The organism is Gottfriedia sp. NPDC058432 (assembly GCF_042721555.1).
GTDB lineage: Bacteria > Bacillota > Bacilli > Bacillales > Bacillaceae_G > Gottfriedia.
The window spans coordinates 41,271-62,779 of the sequence record NZ_JBHXLC010000024.1 but is presented as its reverse complement, the minus strand read 5'-3'; the positions used below and the strand labels follow the sequence as shown (position 1 = coordinate 62,779).

15 protein-coding genes are annotated in these 21,509 nt (G+C 35.4%); 4 read left to right on the top strand and 11 right to left on the bottom strand.

The window, feature by feature from the left end; all coding sequences use genetic code 11:
• Positions 1–14 precede the first annotated feature (14 nt).
• Positions 15–425: a MerR family transcriptional regulator gene (locus tag ACFWM3_RS19730; RefSeq protein WP_390312668.1), complete on the bottom strand. Its 411-nt coding sequence runs from the start codon at positions 423–425 to the stop codon at positions 15–17.
• Positions 426–617: 192 nt separating this feature from the next.
• Here ACFWM3_RS19730 and ACFWM3_RS19725 point away from each other — a divergent pair, with 192 nt between their 5' ends.
• The 3 genes from ACFWM3_RS19725 to ACFWM3_RS19715 are packed head-to-tail and all read left to right on the top strand — an operon-like array spanning position 618 to position 4,290.
• Positions 618–2,057 (top strand): spore germination protein, encoded by a 1,440-nt coding sequence (locus ACFWM3_RS19725; RefSeq protein ID WP_390312649.1) that lies wholly within the window; start codon positions 618–620, stop codon positions 2,055–2,057.
• A complete protein-coding gene (locus ACFWM3_RS19720) occupies positions 2,054–3,151 on the top strand; it encodes a GerAB/ArcD/ProY family transporter (RefSeq protein ID WP_390312648.1) in 1,098 nt (365 codons plus the stop codon). Before ACFWM3_RS19725 ends, ACFWM3_RS19720 begins: the two co-directional genes overlap by 4 nt.
• A complete protein-coding gene (locus ACFWM3_RS19715; RefSeq protein WP_390312646.1) occupies positions 3,148–4,290 on the top strand; it encodes a Ger(x)C family spore germination protein in 1,143 nt (380 codons plus the stop codon). Before ACFWM3_RS19720 ends, ACFWM3_RS19715 begins: the two co-directional genes overlap by 4 nt.
• 211 nt (positions 4,291–4,501) lie before the next feature.
• On the opposite strand, the gene ACFWM3_RS19710 is transcribed toward ACFWM3_RS19715, so the two are convergent.
• The 8 genes from ACFWM3_RS19710 to ACFWM3_RS19675 all read right to left on the bottom strand — a co-directional run bounded on the left by ACFWM3_RS19710 (position 4,502) and on the right by ACFWM3_RS19675 (position 16,475).
• Complete coding sequence (locus tag ACFWM3_RS19710; protein ID WP_390312645.1) at positions 4,502–5,533, bottom strand: C40 family peptidase; 1,032 nt, start codon at positions 5,531–5,533, stop codon at positions 4,502–4,504.
• A 21-nt stretch (positions 5,534–5,554) separates the two neighbouring features.
• Positions 5,555–6,640 carry a dipeptide epimerase gene (locus tag ACFWM3_RS19705; protein WP_390312644.1) on the bottom strand — a complete coding sequence of 362 codons (1,086 nt, stop codon included), beginning with the start codon at positions 6,638–6,640 and terminating at the stop codon, positions 5,555–5,557.
• A gap of 148 nt (positions 6,641–6,788) precedes the next feature.
• Positions 6,789–7,106, bottom strand: a complete 318-nt coding sequence (locus tag ACFWM3_RS19700) for a DUF3870 domain-containing protein (protein WP_390312642.1) — start codon at positions 7,104–7,106, stop codon at positions 6,789–6,791.
• A 398-nt stretch (positions 7,107–7,504) separates the two neighbouring features.
• Complete coding sequence (locus ACFWM3_RS19695) at positions 7,505–11,095, bottom strand: bifunctional 2',3'-cyclic-nucleotide 2'-phosphodiesterase/3'-nucleotidase (protein ID WP_390312640.1); 3,591 nt, start codon at positions 11,093–11,095, stop codon at positions 7,505–7,507.
• Positions 11,096–11,548: 453 nt separating this feature from the next.
• Positions 11,549–13,543, bottom strand: a complete 1,995-nt coding sequence (locus ACFWM3_RS19690) for an oxidoreductase (protein WP_390312639.1) — start codon at positions 13,541–13,543, stop codon at positions 11,549–11,551.
• Between the two features lie 48 nt (positions 13,544–13,591).
• Positions 13,592–15,082 (bottom strand): sodium:solute symporter family protein, encoded by a 1,491-nt coding sequence (locus ACFWM3_RS19685; protein WP_390312637.1) that lies wholly within the window; start codon positions 15,080–15,082, stop codon positions 13,592–13,594.
• A gap of 2 nt (positions 15,083–15,084) precedes the next feature.
• Entirely contained in the window at positions 15,085–15,273 is a 189-nt protein-coding gene (locus ACFWM3_RS19680; protein WP_390312636.1) for a DUF3311 domain-containing protein, read from the bottom strand.
• Positions 15,274–15,443: 170 nt separating this feature from the next.
• The gene (locus ACFWM3_RS19675) at positions 15,444–16,475 is read right to left on the bottom strand and encodes an aromatic ring-hydroxylating oxygenase subunit alpha (protein ID WP_390312634.1); all 1,032 of its coding nucleotides are present in this window, start codon (positions 16,473–16,475) and stop codon (positions 15,444–15,446) included.
• A 231-nt stretch (positions 16,476–16,706) separates the two neighbouring features.
• Here ACFWM3_RS19675 and ACFWM3_RS19670 point away from each other — a divergent pair, with 231 nt between their 5' ends.
• A complete protein-coding gene (locus ACFWM3_RS19670) occupies positions 16,707–18,089 on the top strand; it encodes a sigma-54 interaction domain-containing protein (RefSeq protein WP_390312633.1) in 1,383 nt (460 codons plus the stop codon).
• A 264-nt stretch (positions 18,090–18,353) separates the two neighbouring features.
• Here the strand turns inward: ACFWM3_RS19670 and ACFWM3_RS19665 are convergent, their stop codons facing one another.
• Positions 18,354–19,796 carry an aldehyde dehydrogenase family protein gene (locus tag ACFWM3_RS19665; RefSeq protein ID WP_390312631.1) on the bottom strand — a complete coding sequence of 481 codons (1,443 nt, stop codon included), beginning with the start codon at positions 19,794–19,796 and terminating at the stop codon, positions 18,354–18,356.
• Positions 19,797–19,844: 48 nt separating this feature from the next.
• Positions 19,845–21,503 (bottom strand): thiamine pyrophosphate-dependent enzyme, encoded by a 1,659-nt coding sequence (locus ACFWM3_RS19660; RefSeq protein WP_390312630.1) that lies wholly within the window; start codon positions 21,501–21,503, stop codon positions 19,845–19,847.
• Positions 21,504–21,509 lie beyond the last annotated feature (6 nt).

The following is a 21,509-nucleotide window of genomic DNA, read 5'->3' as shown; positions in this document are numbered from 1 at the left end:
TACATTCTCTCCTTTTAAAGAATAAATGACAATAACGTCTGAATTAATTCTGATGTTTGTGACGTTAATTGACGGATAATATTTAGCTTTTGTTCTTCAGTTAAATTTTCTAGTAAATATTTTAATTGTGACAATTCTGTCTTCAGCTGACTCATATGAATCGTTACTTCTTCAGTTAGTGGCAAGATACTCTGGTCCTCTATCGAAGTTTTTTTCTTATCTAAAATCTCTTTTATTTCTTGGAGTGGTAAGTGCATTGATTTGCATTGCTCAATAAATTTTAAAGTTTCTAAAGAAGCTTCATTATAAAAACGATGACCAGACTCTGAACGTTTTGGTTCAAGCAACCCAAGGTTTGTATAATAATCAATTGTGCGCTTTGACACTCCGACTTCTTTTGCTAGTTCTCCAATTTTATAGACAATCCCAATGTTTTCACCCTCCTTCTATTAGTATTATATGTTATTCCAACAAAAACGTACAGTGAAACGTTCTATTGTTCAAATTTAAATCTTTAAAAAAAACAGAAAATATCTACATTTTTAAGGACAGAATAGTAAAGGAAACAATGGGAAAAATAGGGTAAAATTACCAACCGTAGAAATGAGGAGTATTCAATGATAGCTGACCGAGATTTAGATAAAAATGAAAAATCGCTTCGGGAATTGCTATTTAATAGTTCTGACTTTAAATCAAGTGATTTCGGAAGCAATGACCGACGTTATCGGTTATTTTATTTGGATACTATGATTGATGATAAATCGGTGCAAGAATTTATTATTCGTCCTTTACTTAACAATACAAATGTCAGTGTACGTGAAGCTGTTTCAATTCTCGATTACATTGAAACGGAACTCCTATCCGTTGCTTCAAATGCGCTAATTGAAGGTAAATCAGTCGTTCAAATTGACGGGGAATCCAAGTTCTATTTACTTAGAACCGAGCTAGTTAAAGAACGCTCAGTAAACGTTCCAATGAATGAACGGGTTTTACGCGGATCACACAAAGCATTCAATGAAAATCTGAATACGAATTTAAATATTATACGAAACCTTGTTGCTACTCCAGATCTTGTCGTTAAGACTTTTCAAGTTGGGCGTAGGTCGAATACAAAAGTTGCTATACTTTATTTACAATCCCTTGCGAATGATGTTGTTTTACAGGAATTTGAACGTAGAATTGCTAATGTTGATATAGATTATATTGATGCGCCAGGATTTTTCCCAGAACTAATACAAGATAATAAATTCTCTCTATTTCCAAAAACGCTCATAACGGAAAGACCCGACCGGGTAACATCTTACTTAATGGATGGAAAAATTGGTTTTTTAACCGATGGTGCGCCAGAATGTGCATTTGTTCCAATTTCTTTTTGGGCATTTTTTCAAAGTCCAGATGACTACCAAGTTAGTTGGTTATTCGGTAGCGTATTAAGATTTCTCCGTATTCTCTGTTTTATTTTTGCAATTAGTTTGCCTGGAATTTATGTTGCACTTGTGACTTTCGACCCTAGAGTCCTCCCATTGGAAATTGCATTAACTCTGCAAAGCTCTATGCATTACGTTTCTATGCCACCAGTATTAGAAGCAATCACAATGCTAGCCATACTCGAGGTCTTAAAAGAAGCAACTGTTCGTTTACCAAATCCAATTGGTCAGACGATTGGTGTCGTCGGTGGCATCGTAATTGGAACCGTCGTTGTTCAATCCAATCTAATTTCAAATATGATGGTAATCATTACAGCACTTACCGGTATTGCTTCATTCATTATACCTTCATATGAAATGAGTAATACTGCTCGCTTATTAACTTTTCCTTTTATCATCATGGCTGCAGTTTTTGGCTTAATCGGATTGGAAATTTCATATTTAATGGTTTTAACACATTTATCCCGGATGAATACATTTGGGATTCCGTATTTTTACAATTGGTTTAATGGCGATACGATTAAAGATACGATTTTTAGAGCTCCGATTAGCAGCATGAAAAAACGTCCAATAGAAAGCCTTGCTAAAGACGAAACTAGAATAGGAAGTCCTGAGGGGGAGACTGAATGATTCAATTAAAAAAGATTTCAATTAATCAACTTATTTGTCTTGTCATTTTGAATCAAGTTGGAGTCAGTGTTTTATCAGTCCCTTTTGAAATGTCTAAATTTTCAGGCTACGACTCTTGGATGTCTCTAATTATTGGGGCGATTATAGCTCAAATTGGTATCTTTTTTGTCTATCAACTTGGAAAAACTTATCCTGATCGACCGATACAAGAGTATATTACTTCAATTATAGGAAAACCATTAGGATGGATTATAAACTTCCTATTTGCAGCATACTGTGCAGAATCTTGTTTAATGGTCGTAGTTGCTTATACAGATGTAGTTAATCGATGGCTGTTGTTTGAAACACCTTGGTTCGTCCTAATCTTGCTTTTGATTTTACTGACAGGGTATATTGCTTCATCTACACTTCGTTCTTTATCTACAATAACACAGTCAATAATGTTCATGTTCCTTGTAGCTTTTGTAATCATTTTAATCAGTGGTTTTGGAAACGGAGACATACGTCACTTTCTACCTATAGGTACCCATGGGATTGCTCCTATCTTAAAAGGTGCTATCCCTTCAATTTGGGCATTTGCTGGGTACGAGATTCTTCTGTACGTATTTCCATTTGTAAAATGTAAAAAAAAGAACCATATTTTAGTTGCTATGTCTATCGCTAATGGGATAACCACCTTATTTTACCTTTTCATATCTTTCATTGTGACGTACAACTTTAGTGAACAACAATTAAGGCATATCCCTGAGCCAATGATCTTTATTCTTCGTAAATTCAGATGGCCAGTCGTTCAAAGTTTAGATATTTTATTTATCACTATTTGGCTATCGGTATCTATAGTTACCGCTTATATTTACTTGTTTTTGTCAGCTCGTTATTTAGCTTTTATTGGTAAAAATGAAAACCGCAACCATACTCTTTTAGTGTGGTTAATAGCAATCTTATGTTTTGTGGCGGGAATATTCTTTGCAAAAAGACAGCTGATTCCCAAATTTTCTGAGTATCATAATTTTGCTAATTTCATCTTCATAATGCTATTGCCGACAATACTTCTACTAATATCCTTTGTAAAAAAAAAGGTGGCGAGTAAATGAAAAAAATCTTAATTTTATTACTTCTATTGCCACTTCTAACCGGATGTTGGGATCGATTGGACTTAAAAAAGCTTCATCTGGTTGATGTAAATGGTTTTGACCTGAACGAAAAAAATGGTGAAGTAGATGTTTTTTTTCTCATCACTAAGCTTAAAAGCACTGGACAAGGTACAGGTGAACCTATTTCGGAAACGAAAGTGCTTAAAGGACCAACATTAGCAGAGGCAATTGGCCAGTGGGAGTATACTGAGCAGTCTCCTTTCATAGGGATTAGTACTAGGGTTACTTTAATAAGTAAAAGTTTCGCTTCAGTTGATCCTGTTTCAGAGCTAGATTTTTTACTCGGAGCACCCTACTCGTCTATTAATACCCCCATATTTGTAGTTGACGGGGATCTTTCAAAAGTATTTAAAACTGCTTCAGATCCAAAAAAAGAGTTTTCGAGAGATTTAAATGAGTTTGTTGTCTCAATGGAGAAGAACAGAACTATTCCAACTGTTTCGAAGATGAATTTTATACAATCCCGAGATGATCCTTTAAGTGATATAGCATTACCAATGCTAAGTTCAATAAATTCACACATGGAACTAAGTGGTGCGTTATTATACCGTAGAGGTACGCCTACTGGGAAAACTCTTGATAGAGATCAAGTAAAACTGATGATGTTACTGAAAGGAGGAAATACAGGAAGGCAAAGATTTACTGGTAATTTGGAAAGGTTCACCGGAAAATTATCAGGTAATAATGGCGAAAAATCATATTCTGAATCTGCGAAAAAAAATAATTATGGGTTTACTGTGAAAAGGAACCTTTCAAAAATAACCGTTTCCAATGAGAAAAATAAATTACCGAAAATCGAGATAAAAGTAAAGTTGCAAGTTAGTACTTTCGAACTTGGTAAAGAAGGTCATAAGTTAAAACCTAATTATGCTAAAATGGAAAAAATTCTAAGTAAACACTTTGAAAAAATGGCATTGGAAACAATAAAGACAATGCAATCAGCAAATTCAGACGTTCTCGGTATTGGTAGGGAAATCAAAGCATTCCACCCAAATGTTTGGAAGTCTTTAAATTGGAGAAATGATTATCCAAAAATGACGATAGAACCGAAGATTGAGATTGATATACTTAATACTTAAATAGTTTCAAACTAATTTCACACCAAGATTCCCCCTCAACTTTTGCGGGGGTTTTGTTTATTAGACAATAGAGACTTGCCCAAATCTTATTTCAATTTATATACTAAATCCGTTCTATTAATTGAATTGATAATAGAATAAAAACCATGAACAGAAGCACTTGTTCATGGTTTTTCAACTTTCCTATATCAATAGAAAACTATCTACTTAATTACTCTTCCCAATAACGACGAGCACCAGAAAATTCTTCGATATACCCAGGAGTGTTTAGTGGAATGATCTCAACACTTCTAGCAGCATTAGGCGCCTGAATCATTAAACCATCACCGATATACATAGCGACGTGATGAACTGATCCAGTTCCATTGTTACTCGCAAAGAATAAAAGGTCACCAGGTTGAATCTCATCCTTTTTAACTTCTATACCGCTCTTAGATTGAGGGCCTGAATCACGTGGAATTGTTATACCATATGACTTAAATAAGCTATATGTAAATCCTGAACAGTCAAAACCAAATCCAGATACACCAGCCCATAAGTAGCGTAAACCAAGGAACTTCTTCGCCGTTTTAATTAAATTTTCAGGCGTTGCCTTTGGAAACTGATTTTCGTTTTGATAGACTGCCACATCTTCTTTTTTAATAAATTTATTTCCATCATCTGGTGTTGCAACCATTACGACATCTCCAAAGTCTTTAATAACAGGTAATCGTGTATTAAAGCTAATCTCCATAAACTTATGATTTAGAGCTTTTCCATCATACAACCAAGCTGTTTGACTAGATACCATAATAAACGGAGTATCCTTATAATTCTCTAAACGATCATCCGTTGTTAATTGTCTTTTTGGCATCCAACCAGGATACCCTAAAGAGTTACGTGGAGTAGTTTGTCCTTCTACAGCAACCTTCACCCAGTCTCCTGATTCCTCTAAAATGGTTACTTTTGTACCGTATACTGCTTGTGTTTCAAGATAACTTGTTAACCAGCGTCGAACTTCCGTATCTTCCATATTGGCTGACCATTGACGCGGATCAACTGGATTGCTTAAAGATGGCGCATCAATATCTCTAACTTGGAATCTACCATTTGTTGTCCATTGAGTCGAAACAGACACATCGACGTAGGCTGTCTCACCTGGAGTAAGCTCTTCTTGCGATTTTGCTAAAGTTTGGCCTGTCATCGTGGAAAGTAATGTACCTGCAACACATAAACTTAAAATTAAATTTTTTGTCTTTTTCATCGTAAATCCCCTCTCCATATTTTAACGAAGACTCTTTGATAATCTTCGGTGAAGCCCTAAGCCAGGTAGAGATGAAAAATGGACTTCATCCCCAATAAACTCGATTCCATCAAAATCTTGATTCTTTAACCAAAGTGGAGCATCCAAATCGATTTTTTGAATATTCGGATGGGCGGTAGCTATATGTGCTGCCGCAAGTACTGAGACCGAAGTTTCCATCATACTTCCAATCATGCAAGGAATATTAGCTCTTTCAGCAATATCTGCTATTTGCAGTGCTCTTCTAATTCCACCAGTCTTCATTAACTTAATATTTAGAAAATCAACTGCATCCTCTTTAATTAGTCGTATTGCGTCTTGCGGAGAAAACAGACTTTCATCGGCCATGATTGGTGTATGGACATTTTGCTTAACAAATTTTAGTCCATCAATGTCACCTGCATGTACGGGTTGCTCAATTAACTCGATTTTAGAATTCAGCTCTTCTAATTCTCGGATAATCGCAACAGCTTGTCTTGGAGTCCATCCTTGGTTGGCATCAACTCGAATCGTGACATCATTACCGACTTTTTCACGGATTGCCATAATTCGTTCAATATCCCTCGTCCAGTCTTTTCCGACTTTTATTTTCAAAATCGAAAAGCCGTCCTTGATTATTTCCATCGCATCATGACACATTTCATCTACTGTTCCCACACTAACGGTCATATCGTTTTTTAATTGATTTGTCTTACCCCCAAGATATTGATAGAGTGGAAGTTTAAGATGTTGGCATAATGCATCATACAGTGCAATTTCCATAGCTGCCTTCGCACTTGTATTTGCCACGCAAGAGCGTTCAATCAGTAGAGAGAGTTCATTAATACTTCGAATATCTCTTCCTAATAGTAGTGGTGTAAGGACAGTCTTTAAAATCGCTTCAATACTTTCTTTTGATTCTCCTGTAATAGCCAATGTTGGTGCTGCAGCCCCTACTCCGACAATCCCATCCTCTAGCTGGGCATATACAAAAATATTCTCTATTTCAGTAGCTGTCCTTAGAGCTGTTTTAAATGGCTTTTTTAAAGGGAAAACTTCTGTTTGCACTTGTATGGATTGAATAATCATCGTTTTTGTCCTTTCCTATTAGATTAAATTGAGTTCCTAGTAAACTTCCTGATTTAAAATCTTGTTAAATAAAAAATCCAGCTATTAGTAAGGGATTTTCCCCTGCTAATAGCTGGATTTCATCTACGAAAAATAGATAAAGCAGCGTTTAAGATTCAATTATTTGAGTGTATTTTATATGTGCATTTTTAAAGGCTACTGCTAGAGCTTTCTGAGAAGAACCAAAATAACGCGTATTAATTTCCTGTATTACCCCATCCACGTTTAGCATTGATTGTCCAACAAATAATTGCTGCACAAAGGATGAAGTTAAAGAAATTGTAGCTGAACAATCGGCATCAACAATTAAATGGCTTGTCCGATCGACTACCAAACCAATAAAAAATGCATTATATTTCTGCATAATCGGATTATTGGATGAAGTCTTTGCATCACCAATAATGTAAATAGTGTCTTTATTGTACAAATTATTTCCTCCCGCAAAACAGGTATTCCGTGCAAAACTCTAACCGATTAGGAAAGAATTGGCAACGACATATGTATTCGCTTACAGTTTATATTAATATACGAAACTATTTTTGACAATATATTATGAATATTCAGTTTTAAGAAAAGTACTTGTGAACTATATTGAGACCCTTACTTTTTTACTAGAAAGAAATTTCCATTGCTATCTTATAATAAAAACAAGGAAAAATTTCCCTTGTTGTATCTGCTCCTGGTTATCAGTACCCCAATATGTTTGGATGAAAAGTTAAAAAGTGGATTGAATCTAAATAAAAAATCTCATTCTAATAAATCAGAATGAGATTTTTATTTAGTTTACATATTTAAATAGTTGAAAATAATTCGTCGCTTGATATGTTAATTTACTTTTTGAATTCTTCCTTCAACTTCATAATTGAAAGGTCTTGGAAGTGATTTAACATAATCTACAGTCGCTTGTAAATCTTCTGGTCCTACTTCTAAATCAGTCGAACGTTCGCCAATACCATATTTTACATTTCCGTACATATAATTGTTAACTACAACTGAATATTCTTTGTTCGGATCAATTTTACTACCGTTTGGTAAAAGGATGTCTACTACTTTTCTAGTTGATGAATCCCAAGTATATTTAAATCCAGCGATGTGGAAATCTAAGCCCTTATCGGTAATTTGATTATTTAATACTGTTTCAATATCTTGACCACTAAGCATTACTTTATTTAATACATTACCAAAGGGCTGAATTGCGAATAAATCACCAAATGTAACTTGACCAGCGTCAAGTTGTGATCGAACTCCGCCACCGTTCATCATTGCGAAGTCAGCATTCATTGATGCTTTCATTCCATCTGCAATTAAGTTACCTAGTGCAAAATCGCCATAAGTATCAGAAGATGGATATCCTTTTGGTAAAGATTGCATTGAGTCACCAATAATCTCAGCTTTAATTGGCATAATTAAATCTTCATATTTTTTCATGATCGCTGAAACTGTCGGATCTGGTGTATAGTCTTTTTGATAAACTGTTACTACTTCTGCTTCCTTCTTAACAACATCACCTGTTACTGCATCTAATTCTAAATCTACATCAGAAAATGCAGAACCATATGAATAAGCTTGTACGATTAACTTATTATCAACTTCTTTATTATTAAATACATGATTGTGAGCAGCAAAAATAACATCTACTTCATCATCAACTTTTTCAGCAATATCAGTTGCATCATATAAATCTGCTTTACCTGTTTGAAGAGTAGGGTTATGTGCTAATACTACGATTGCTTTAATTCCTTGTTTTTTTAGAATATCCGTATAATGGTTAATTGCTTCAACTTCATCACGAATTTCAAGCGTTTCATTTCCTTTTCGAACAATCATATTAGGAGTTTCTTGCGTCACTACTCCGATGAAACCAATCTTTTTACCGCCCACTTCTTTAATTGTGTATGGCTGAGTAATTAATTCTCCTGTTGCAGAATCATATGCATTGGCAGCAATCACTGGAAAGTTCATTCCGTCATAGCCTTTTGTACCTTTAGGATGTTCTCCACCATTAATCATACGCTTTAATTCAGCTATACCTTCATCAAACTCGTGATTTCCTACTGTTCCTACATCAAAACCCATTGCTTCCATCACTTCAACTGTTGGTTCATCTTGGAACAACGCAGAAATCAGTGGGCTACCACCAATCATATCACCAGCGTGAACTAGTAATGTATTCGGATTAGTTGCTTCATGTTGTTTCATTGCAGCAGCTGTGTATTCCATGCTTCCAGCTAAAACTTCTTGTCCATTCAGCATAACTTTTGTATCCGTATCAAGCTGACCATGTAGATCATTTAAGCCTAATAATTGAACTTTAATATTCTCTTTAGGAGCAGTGCCTAAATCTAATTTAAAAATTCCAAAGCCTGCATTATCCGTTTTATTTGTAAACGCAATATTACTATTAGGCTTTATAAATTCTTCCGCTCTTGGTGAAGACGTAAACGTTACATTTACTTTCCCACTAATTGGTGCAATCGACCAATTATTATCTGCAGTTGGTGTAATTGTTTTTGATTCAGAAATGTAATCCATTAAGATTTGACGATTTTCATCAGCAGAATCTACAACAAGTTCGCTTCCTTTAACACCTGGGAAATTACCACCGCCACCTGCACGGTAGTTATTTGTTACAACGATGAATTCTTGATCTAGATCAATTGGTTGTCCATTATAAGTTAAATTGATTACTCGACTTGAATTACTATTAACAAGATTTCCGTTTAGATCATACTTTGCAGGCTTTGTTACATCAATTTGATAGTTAACTCCGTCAATTACGTCAAAGTTATAAACAGGGAAAGCTGGATTTAATAATGCTTGTTCTTCTGTTTTATTTGGATCAATTTGATTGTATTTACCAGCAGTCATTTCAATCCATTCTTTAACAACGGAACCTTTTACTTTAATTGCTTTTAACGTATTATCATAAAGATAAAGATCGCCTGCACTTCTAATTGTAAGGTCGCCTTTTTTAATCTCAGTATATTCAGCTACACCATTGCGGCCAGCTTTAAATGGAGCTCCTACAGATAAAATTGGTAATTCTTTATATTCTGGTTTCTTTTCAGCAATATATTTTTCTACAAACCATTTTTGTGCGTTTGTAACAACTTGAATTGATGGATCATCTTGTAACAATGAAAAATAACTATGAATATCATCAGTAGTTGTTCCAATTGGTGTATTTACATATTTAACAGTTGCATCATGATTTGGTTTTACAGCATTTACGATATCTTGATCCGCAACTACAGTACTTTTTGTTATTGTTTTACCTGTAGTTGGATTCTTCACATCAGCCCAAATTTCTCTAGTTGAAGACTTAGAATTTACGACTGACCATTTTCCTTTTTCTTTTTTAAGTGTTAGGTCAATTAATCCTAATGAACCACCACCGTATCCCGCTTGAACTGCAGGTACGCCATTAATTGTTCCATTCGCATTATCAACACCTGGTAATGGCTTTTTGTCAGCCCCTAAAAATAACGGATCCAGTGTAGCCTCTGATTTTGCTGGAAATACCTTATGTGTATGAGAAAACGTAATTGCATCAATACCAGGTACTTCACTTAATGAATAAATTACATCTTCTGTATTTTCTTTATTCACATTAAACCCTGAATGAGTCATTGCAACAATTACGTCTGCACCGTCTTTTCTCATTTCAGGTATGAATTTTTTAGCTGTTTCAACTATATTTTTAGTGATAACTTTTCCATCAAGATTTACCTTATCCCACTCACTAATTTGAGGTGGTACAAATCCAATAAAGCCGATTTTAATTTCTTGCTTCTTCCCTTGTTCATCAATCACTTTTTTCTTAATAATTTTATAAGGATTAAATTTGTTCTTATCATTATTAGGATTTTTATCGTGATCATCTACGTAAACGTTTGCATTAATGTACGGAAAATCAGCATCATTATATGCTTCGTTTAAAAAGTCTAATCCATAGTTAAATTCATGATTACCTAAAGTTGCAATATCATAACCCATTATGTTCATTGCTTTAAATACAGGATGAACTTCTCCCTTTTTTAATGGGTCAATTTTTGCTTCATAAGTTCCAAGTGGTGTACCTTGTATTAAATCCCCATTATCGACTAAAACATTATTTTGAACTTCATTTCGAGCTTCCTTTACTAAAGTTGCAGTCTTAGCTAACCCAACTTTTTCATATGCTGCATCCTTGTAGTAATCATAGTTTAGTAAATTTGTATGGATATCTGTCGTTTCCATAATTCGGAAATTCACTAAATCCTTATCAGCTTTATTCTTATTCGATGCAAGTACGTTTACAGGTACATCCTCTTTTGGTGCTGCATAGGCCTGCGTACTCACAACTGACATACCTACTAAAGATAATGCCAATGAAAATGACAACGCTTTCGAAATTGTACGATTCTTTCTCCCCATTAAAATTCCCCTTATATCTTTTATTAGGCTGTGATTAAAAATCAAACCCAAAGACTATTATAAAATTAAAATAAGTTAAAATATATTTAATTATACTTAAACTAAGTTAACCATTTCTTAATGAACACGTAAATGAATTCAGATCATTTAGCCTATCTTGTTGATGTTTCGAAAGCTAAATCACTATCAATGACTCGAAGACTTTACATATTTCTGTTTTTGCAATCTCACAGGCCATAAATTAACATGTGACCAATAACAGGTAAACAAATAGACAAATAGAAATGAACTTCCGCTTGTATCTTGGTAAAAATTACAATTAGAATGAAATTTAAAAAGGCTAATCTATCAGATAATAGTTACCTTTTAGATTAGCCTTTTTATAGAGAATTAATTAATTTAATCGTAAAATTTTCAAATTACGATTAGGTTCCTTTTTATTATCTGTGTAAGCTATACATGAACTTGAACTTCAGAAGAAACAACACCTATTTCTAGAGCCGATGTTAATCCTTCATAAGTAGCTTCTTCAATTGTACGAGGTGCTAAACAATCCCCGATTTGTCGAACAACTGGTGCCATGTCTTTCACTTGTTCATAAAGCTCAGAATTAGGCACTCGTCCCATTGCAAGTACAATCGTATCCCAGTCGTCAATCAATTCAGTCTCATGCGTAAAAAGATTTCTCAATTTAACTTGATCATTATGAATACCACCAAAATCAAAATGCGGGCGAACATCAACCTTTAATTGATAGAGTCTTTTTAGATATTCATTTACTAAATATGAATGTAGTTCTTTTCCAATATGAACCTTAGCGGAAAACAAGGAAACATCGTGATTTTTCTCCTTCAAGTGTATAGCTGCCTCTATTCCTGGCCAATCGCCAATTAAATCGAATACCAATACACGCTTTCCAATCTGGATAGAGTTTCTGCCAAATAGGTCATCAACTGTTATGATTCTCGGATTACCGATGCCCTCTACATGTGGAAAATATGGTCTGGATCCAACTGCACAAATAATGACATCAGGTTTTATTTCTTCTATTTTCTCAAGGGTAATTTTCTTTCCAAGTTGGACATTTATCTTACTATTTGATAGCTTTCTTGTATAATTGTCCAACATCGTTTCAGCTACTTCATGTCGCATTGGAGCCTTTCTCATTTTTCTTAGCAATCCGCCAATCTCATTACTTTGTTCAGCTAATATTACTTCATGTCCTTCACCATCAGCAGTTAAAGCAGCATGTAATCCAGCTGGGCCTGCACCAATGACAAGCACTTTTTGTTTTACTTTTACACCTTGGACAAGCGGTAATAATTCTTTTTCTTTGCCGGCCATCGGATTTTGAACACATCCAATTGGAAGGCCTTTAGAATAGTGACCTATACAAGCTTGTATACAGCCTAAACATGCATCAATTGAATGTAGGTCCCCTCTCATTGCTTTATTCGGTAATTCAGGATCAACGATTAAAGCTCGTGTCATACCAACAACATCCGCTTTTCCGGAACCAACGATTCGATCTGCCTCCATTGGGTCTATGATCCGCGAGCCAACAAAAACTGGAACTGCACCTGCCATCCGAATTTTAAATGAATGTGGAGAATTATAGGAATGCTTAATTGGAGAAGGTGGAACTATATGAGTCGAACCTGCATATGTACTTGAATCGCCGGATGTTACATTTATAAAATCTACTCTAACATTTTCAACTAAGTGCTCGACGATTTTTACCGCATCTGTTACATTCGTTCCATCCATTGTCATTTCATCTGCACTCATTCGAATTCCTACAGTAAAATCTTCACCCACTTTTTCCCAGATTCGTTGTACTATTTCTACTATAAAACGCATTCGGTTCTCAAAGGTACCACCATATTCGTCTGTTCGATGGTTCGTATGGCTAGACCAAAATTGAGCTGGTAAATAACCATGGGAGCAACAAACTTCTACACCGTCGAGACCAGCTTTTTTAGCTAATAAAGCTGAGTAAGCATATCCCTCTATGACATCTTTAATTTCATCGATATTCATCGGTCTCGGCATTATTCCAAATCGAAAACTTGGTTCTGAAGACGGTGCCCAAGCAGCATTACGGTAATCGCTAGATACGACCTCTCTACCTCCATGAAATAATTGACTAAAAACTTTCGTGCCATATTGATGAAGTTGCTTTGCAATTTCTGCATATGCTGGTACCACTTTTTCATCAAATCCTGCGATCGTATGTGAAGTTAGCATGCCAGATGAATGAACTGCTGCTGCTTCAAGAATAATTAGTCCAGCCCCACCCTTCGCACGTGCAATATGATATGCAGTCATTTCAGGAGTAGGAATGCCATTTTCTACATAATTTGTTTGATGTGCTGTCGATAAAATTCTATTTTTAAGCTCAGTATTTCCAATCGTCACTTTTGAAAATAGGTGTTTAAAGTCAGTCATAATTGAACCACTTCCTTTCTCCTAAAATAAATAATTTGTTTTTCACCTTTATACATTTTCTCGGAAGTTAGTAAGCATCCGATCGTTCTTTTCGATAATCATTTTAGGTTTTCTTGTAACTCTACTTACTACTAGCGTTACAGTAAAATTAATAACCATTACAACTAAACCAACATCAATATCTTGGATAACATGAGGAAACGATGGAAACAGAGTTGCTAACGTTGTACCAGTAGTTGTTGAATAAGTAACAGCCGCTACACCAATGATGATTCCGGCTGACGCACCTTGAACTGTTACTGGATTCTTTTTCCAAAGACTAAAATACAATGCTGGGAACAATTGTGCCATAAAGCTGTACGCCATAATATACAGTGTCATAATTGTATCGCCACCATTTAAAGTAAAATAAAGTGTCACTAGTGCAATAATTGGAACTAGAACTCGAGTTAATTTTATAAGCTGATCATCTGTTGTATTTGGCTTCATAACCTTATAAACATTCTTAGTTAAGATTGTAGTTGCAGATGTTAACACTAATGAACTTGGTATAAGTGCAGCTAAAGCGCCTGAGGCACCAATGATTCCAACAAACCAAGGATCAAATGAAATCTTTGCGAGTTTAAATAAAGCTAAATCTACATCTCCACCTTTTAAAGTTGGAGTTTTTAAAATAGCAGCGAATCCAACAAATAAAGAAAAGACGATAATAATTTGATAGATTGGCATAAATGCAGCATTTTGGCGAAGAGCTTTTGCACTCTTTGAAGAGAAAACTCCCATAAGCATATGAGGAAACATATAAAAGGAGAGTGCTAACATGATACTAGTTGTAATAAACCAAGAAACACTTAAACCTTTTTCTGGAAATATCATCAAATCGGGTTTAGCAGTTTGGATTGCCTCAAACATCGGCTGGAAACCACCATAATAATGTACTGGAAAATAGATCCCTAAGAAGATTACAACAAATAAAATTAGAAAGTCTTTAATAACAGCCGTCCAAGCTGAACCATGAATGCCCGAAACCGTTACATAAATTGTTATCGTAAAAACGGCAATCGTAATAGCAATACTCTGTGGGATTTTCCCATAAGAAGCCTCAGAAACAATAATACCTAAACCTTTTAACTGCATCGTTAAATACGGAATAATTGAAATGATACTAATAACTGAAACAAGTACACCAAGTGCTGAACTATTATACTTTTTCGTATAAAAATCAGCCTGTGACACAACATTATTTTCTTTTGCATACTTCCAAACAGGAGGTAATAACCAATAAGCTACAATAAAATAGAATGCATTAAATGCATATACTGCTGGCATTCCAAAAGAGTAGGCACTTCCCGATGCTCCCATAAAAGTAAATGTCGTAAACATTTCTCCTGCTAGCAATAGAAAAACAAAAAGAGAACCAAAACCTCGTCCACCAATTGACCACTGCTCAAAAGTCATCTCTTTACCTTTACGTGCTTGTAAACCTAACCAAATTGATAAAGCGAGAAAGCCAAGAATTACGATTAAGGCTGAATTCACTATTAATCGCCCCCTTTATTAGCAGGATCAAGTTTATTTACTATTAATAAAAATATAGCTGTAAGAAAAACCCATAATATCGTCCAAAATAATACAAATGGCATTCCAAGTACAAATGGCTCAACCTTATTAATAACTGTGAGTGAACCAATAGCTGGGATCGCACTTAATCCATACAGTAATTTTTTCATTTGATTCCCTCCTTATTTTGTACGACTAGATAAACCATAAAATTAAAACGTTTTCAAAATAGAAAATAAAAAAGAAAAGCTAAGTATGTTCCATTTAATTTTTTCATTATGAATTCAAATACTTAGCTTTTTAAATCATAGTCTTTTTCTACCATTCTCAATTAACTAGATTATAAGTCGATCACTTCTTTAATCATTTCGTGGAAGTGTTGCATTGCGTTCTCAGTTGGAGAAAAAATACCATTTTCAAATGCTTTTGAATGTAAACCAGATTGCAATAATTCCACTAAATCAAAATCTTCTTCACGCACTTGATCAACAAATTTAATCAATTCCTCTTCTTCTTTCGAGATTTCTTCATTAAAAAAGAAATAACGATAGACTGCTAGTGTTTGGTTGGCATCAATTGGAATCAGTTGCGTTGTCGTCATATTTCCTCCTCCAGGAAATACACTCATCATCATATTTGGCCAAATCCAGTAGAAACGTGTTAAGCTATCATCTTGATTTTTAACATTTGAACATTGGTAAGAGAATTTATCACAAGGAACAATGCTGTAATTCGATAAATCAAATGTTTTCGAGAATGATGGATGCGCAACTGGACAATGATCGCACTCTAAGAAATTATCAACTACAGCTTTCCAATTTGCTTTAATTAAACGACGGTTTTCTTTTACTAATTGTAATGAATCAAGGAAAGAATAACGGCTTAGTTCGTTTACCAACTCCCCATATTCAACAGAAAAAGGCGCAGCTTCTCGATCCAAGTTTACAAAAATCATAGAGCGCTGTATTTCTAATTGGACCGACTTTAAGCAGTTATATTCTCCTAAATCAATATTTTTAAAGTTTGGTGCTCGATTAACATGTCCATCCAAATTAAAAGTCCAACCATGATAAATACATTGTAGGATTTTTTTATTTCCTGTTTCACTTTGCTCCACTTTTGTACCACGATGAGGGCAAATATTATAAAACGCGCGGATATTACCATCATTAGCATGCGTAACTAAAATAGATTCACCAGCAACCTCAAAAGTGAAAAAGTCACCGACTTTTTTAACCTGACTTGTATGACCTACGAAGATCCAATTTTTACTAAAAATCTTTTTTCTTTCTGTATCGAATATCTCTTGGCTGACATATGTTTTATACGGCAATGAAGTTTGTAAAGGTTGTGCTGTTTCCTTTGTAGACATAATAATGATTCCTCCTTTTATTTGGATTTCATTTGAAACGAAATTCCATCCTTTATTCATTAACTCATGCAAGATTTATGCCAATTTTAGATTTCGCTTTACCGTAAGGAGATAACACTATTTATCTATTTCCAAATCAAAGTAATTATCTTATAATTTACTCAATTCAGTCAATTTTAACTCAACTTACTATTTTGCTAGATTAAAAATGTTTTAAGAGGGGGTTACGTTTTGCCAAATACAACAAATGACAAACTAAAACTTGAGTTCAGTAATGAGATCCTACAAAAAATATTGGACAATTCTCCTAATGAATTTTATGTACTTGATAGAGATGCCCGAATCGTGTATATAAACAAGGCTTGTGAAAGACATTACGGGATTAAACTCAAAGATGTCGTAGGAAAATCAAACGATGAATTAATTTCAAAAGGATATTGGAAGCCTCTTATTCTTCCACGTTTATTTAAAGAAAAGAAAACGGTCATCATGAAACAAATAAGTTATGTTGGAAAGGAAATTATTACAACAGCCATTCCGTTATTAAATGATCAGCAGGAAATTGAGCTAATTATCACCACTTCACAAGATGCAAGCTATAAAGACTTATACATACCTGATGAACAGGAAATAAATGAAGCGGATCAAGCTGCAATTTATAAAAATAATATCATTACGAATAATAAGGAAATGAGTAATATTGTTAAAGTTTGTGAAAAGGTTGCTAAAGTAGATGCAACGGTATTAATTCAAGGAGAATCCGGCACAGGAAAAGGAGTAATTGCAAAATATATCCATCAGAAAAGCAGCCGAAATAAAGCTCCTTTTTTATCTTTAAACTGTGCAACGATTCCGGAAGAACTACTAGAATCAGAACTTTTCGGATACAAAGATGGAGCATTTACTGGCGCAACAAAAGGTGGCAAACAAGGACTTTTAGAGCTTGCAGACGGAGGAACGGTATTTTTAGATGAGATTGGCGATATATCACCTAAAGTTCAAGCAAAGCTTCTAAAAGTAATTCAAGAATTTGAATTTATGCCTGTTGGAGGCAAACAACCAAAAAAAGTAAATATCCGTATCCTTTCTGCTACTAATCGAAACTTATATGAAATGGTACAGAATAAGGAATTTAGAGAAGACTTATATTATCGCCTACACGTAGTTAATTTAAAAATACCACCACTACGGGAAAGAAAAGAAGATATCATTCCACTAACCTACCATTTTCTTTCTGAGTTTAATAGAAAACACCAAATGAATACGATCATTTCTGAAGAAGCTTTGAATACTTTTTATAACTATTCATGGCCTGGGAATATTCGACAATTAGAAAATATGCTTGAAAGCCTCGTCGTCACAAGTGATGGCATTATAAAAATGCAAGACTTAACTGACCTATTAATTGAAAATAAAAAAGAGAGTCCAGTTAATGAAGAAATAAGTGACTGCTCGCTCCTAGCTTCTCTAGAAGAAGTTGAGAAAAACATAGTGATAAATTCCTATACAAAATATAGGAATACAAGAAAAGTAGCAGATGACTTAGAAATCAGCCAGTCAAAGGCAGCTAGACTAGTTCGTAAGTATTGTAGTGATTTAGACTTCTATAAATAAATGTGAAAATATAAAAATACCCGGTGAATAGTCGGGTATTTTTGCATTGAGGTTCATGAGTAAGCAAAAATGCGATTCGCTCAAATTAACTTACTCATAACGGGTTCATGAGCAAGTAGTGGTCAATCATATTCGCTATTTATCAATAATGCTCACAAAGGGTTCAAATAGTTTATATAAAATTAGTTATTTTCACAAAAAAGGCGCCTATTCGTCAGTTCCCCTGACTTATGAGGCAGCCTCTTTTATTTTCAAGCTGATTGATTACATTTGATCCATATAAACTGTTTTGACTTGTGTATAAAAATCTATTGCTGTCTTTCCTTGTTCGCGGGATCCAGTACTTGAGTTTTTGATGCCGCCAAATGGTACTTGTGGCTCTGATCCTGCTGTTTCATTGTTTACATGTACAAGACCAACTTCAATGTCTTCAACGAAACGCTGTGCGATTGTAAAATTGTTTGTACAAATTGCTGCACTTAACCCATATTCAGTATCATTTGCCATCCCTACTGCTTCCTCATAGTTTTTTACTTTAAAAAGCGCTATTACGGGTCCGAATATTTCTTCATGGGCAATACGAGCATCCGGGGAGACATTTTCAAAGATTGTTGGTTGTACATAGAAACCATTTTTTAGTTCTTCATCGGCAGGAACTTCTCCACCGCATAATAGAGTTGCCTCGTCCTTTCCAGCTTCAATCATGGCAAGTACACCGTCGAGTTGTGATTGAGAAACAGCTGGACCTACAAATGTATCGTCATGAAGTGGATTTCCGACTTTTAATGTTTTTGTCCGTTCTACAAGTCGGTCCCGAAATGCTTCATAAATCGGTTCTTCTACAATTACCCTGCTCGTTGCTGTACACTTTTGACCAGTAGATCTGAAAGCACCGCTCACGGCAATTTCAATTGCTTTTTCTATATCTGCATCAGTAAGTACGATCAGTGGATTCTTCCCACCTAATTCCATTTGTACTTTCTTTCCTTTTGCTGTCGCCTTCTGCTGAATCTGATTTCCAACCTGATTGGATCCAGTAAATGAAATAGCTTTAATATAAGGATGTTCTACTAATTCTGTTCCAACGACAGATCCTCTACCAAATACACAGTTTACAACCCCTGCCGGAATACCAGCCTCATCAAGCGCTTTTATAACATGGTAAACAGATTTTGGAGTTAGATCCGCTGGTTTAATAACGACCGTATTTCCGTAAACAAGTGCAGGAGCCATTTTCCATACAGGAATTGCTATTGGAAAATTCCAAGGTGTAATTAATCCAATTGGCCCAATTGGCGTTCGAGTCGTATATAAGAATGTATTTGTATTACCAGAAGGAATCACTTCTCCGATTGGTTGTCTTGCTTCTCCAGCAAAGTATTCAAGGATACTGATGGCACGCTGTGTTTCTCCAATACCTTCAGCAAGTGTTTTCCCTTCTTCTAGTGTTAAATCACGTCCTACTTCATGGACTTTTGCTTTTAATAGATCTGCTGCTTTTTGGAGGTAAGAAGCCCTTTGTTGGTACGAAAGTTTCCTCCAAGATTGAAAGGCTGTTTTGGCTGCAAGAATGGCTTGTCGTGCATCCTCTTCTGTACTTGAAGGAAACTCTCCTAAAGACTCTCCATTATGTGGACTGTAATTTTCCCGATATTCACCTAACGTAGGTTGTTTCCATTGTCCATTAATATAGTTTGCATAACGCATATCGTTTCCCCCAATTAGATTTTTTTCACTAATTAAATAAAGAGCCCATTATTTGCTATAAAGTAAATTCATTTTAGATTTATCTTGACTAGCAGATAAAATCCGTGGATTTGTTACAACTTCGATAACAGCTGGACGCCCTGATGATAAGGCCCTCTCAAGTGCCGGAGCAAAATCAGTATTTTTTTCGACCTTCTGACCGTATGCACCGAATAAGCCTGCTAACTCAGCAAAGTTTGGATTAGACAGCTCCGTACCGATTACTCGATCTGGAAAATGCTTTTCCTGATGTGTTCGAATTGTTCCATACATATTGTTGTTTACTACAATTGAAATGACAGGAATGTTATAACGTACCGCTGTCTCGATTTCCTGAAGCGTCATCATGAAGCCTCCATCACCTGAGAAGGAAACAACTGTTTTATGTGGCTGGGCTAGCTTTGCTCCAATAGCAGCCGGTAGCCCATACCCCATCGCTCCAGATGTTGGTCCGACATATGTATTTTCATGCTCAAAGCGATAATATCGAGAAAGCCACCCAAAGAAGTTTCCTGCATCATTCGTAATAATCGTATCTTTTGGTAGATGCGAGACGATATCATGCATAAAACCATCCATGTCTACAAATTCATCCGTGTAATCTTCCTTCACCTTAGAAAAGCTCATGTATTCGTTATGAAGTTTTTCTACACGCAGTTCATCTGAATTTAATGGCGTAGATAAAGCAATTGATAATGCTTCCGCTAAAAAGGCTTTCACATCTGCTGTAACTGCCAAAGAAGGCGCATAAACTTTTCCGAATACATCCTCCGAAATATCAATGTGAATCAGTTTTCCTTTTCCTGAAAGCAATGAATAATCTTGCGTCCCTACTTGGGAGAATCTTGTACCTAATGCAATCACCAAGTCTGCATTGTCGATCGCTTCAAGTAAATACTTTGGTGTTCCAAAACCAAGCCAGCCTGCATAACAAGGATGTGAATTTGGAAACGCATCGAAACGACGGAATGCAGTCACGACAGGTATTTGAACTGTTTCAGCAAATTTAACTAATAAAGGAACAGCATTTGAACGAATGACTCCCCCACCAGCTATAAGAATCGGTCGTTTGGCATTTTGAATCATTTCTAATACTTGCTGAACGCTCTCTTTATGTGGACGAGCCGGCTGAGTCTGATAGACTGGAATTTCTACCATTTCTTCTGTATCTTCTAGCATGTCATGAGGTAATGCAACTAACACAGGACCAGGACGACCCGAACGGGCAATATGAAATGCACGATGTAAAAGCTCTGGAATTCGTTCTACTCGGTCAATCTCCACTGTCCATTTGCATAAATGACTAAACATCCCTACAAGATTAACCTCTTGAAATGCTTCCTTTTCTTTAAAAGGACGCTCTACTTGTCCAATAAGTGCAACTAGTGGAGTGGAATCTTGGCTGGCAGTATGAATTCCAATCGCCAAGTTTGAAGCTCCAACACCACGAGTTGCCATACACACACCTACTTCACCCGATGCTTTTGCATAACCTTCCGCCATAAATGAAGCTCCACCTTCATGTCGGGCAGAAATCAAACTAATTTCTGGATGTTCATATAACGCATCCATAACTCCTAGATAACTCTCACCGGGTACACAAAAAACTTTATTTACCCCTTCTTTTGCCATAACATTGACTACTGCTTTTCCACCGCTAATTTTCATTACGAA

Coding starts and splice junctions, on each gene's coding strand:
- ACFWM3_RS19690 (WP_390312639.1), bottom strand. CDS start 13,543: ATGACTGACTTTAAACACCTATTTTCAAAAGTGACGATTGGAAATACT.
- ACFWM3_RS19720 (WP_390312648.1), top strand. CDS start 2,054: ATGATTCAATTAAAAAAGATTTCAATTAATCAACTTATTTGTCTTGTC.
- ACFWM3_RS19715 (WP_390312646.1), top strand. CDS start 3,148: ATGAAAAAAATCTTAATTTTATTACTTCTATTGCCACTTCTAACCGGA.
- ACFWM3_RS19675 (WP_390312634.1), bottom strand. CDS start 16,475: ATGTCTACAAAGGAAACAGCACAACCTTTACAAACTTCATTGCCGTAT.
- ACFWM3_RS19705 (WP_390312644.1), bottom strand. CDS start 6,640: ATGATTATTCAATCCATACAAGTGCAAACAGAAGTTTTCCCTTTAAAA.
- ACFWM3_RS19665 (WP_390312631.1), bottom strand. CDS start 19,796: ATGCGTTATGCAAACTATATTAATGGACAATGGAAACAACCTACGTTA.
- ACFWM3_RS19680 (WP_390312636.1), bottom strand. CDS start 15,273: ATGAAAAAATTACTGTATGGATTAAGTGCGATCCCAGCTATTGGTTCA.
- ACFWM3_RS19725 (WP_390312649.1), top strand. CDS start 618: ATGATAGCTGACCGAGATTTAGATAAAAATGAAAAATCGCTTCGGGAA.
- ACFWM3_RS19710 (WP_390312645.1), bottom strand. CDS start 5,533: ATGAAAAAGACAAAAAATTTAATTTTAAGTTTATGTGTTGCAGGTACA.
- ACFWM3_RS19695 (WP_390312640.1), bottom strand. CDS start 11,095: ATGGGGAGAAAGAATCGTACAATTTCGAAAGCGTTGTCATTTTCATTG.
- ACFWM3_RS19660 (WP_390312630.1), bottom strand. CDS start 21,503: ATGAAAATTAGCGGTGGAAAAGCAGTAGTCAATGTTATGGCAAAAGAA.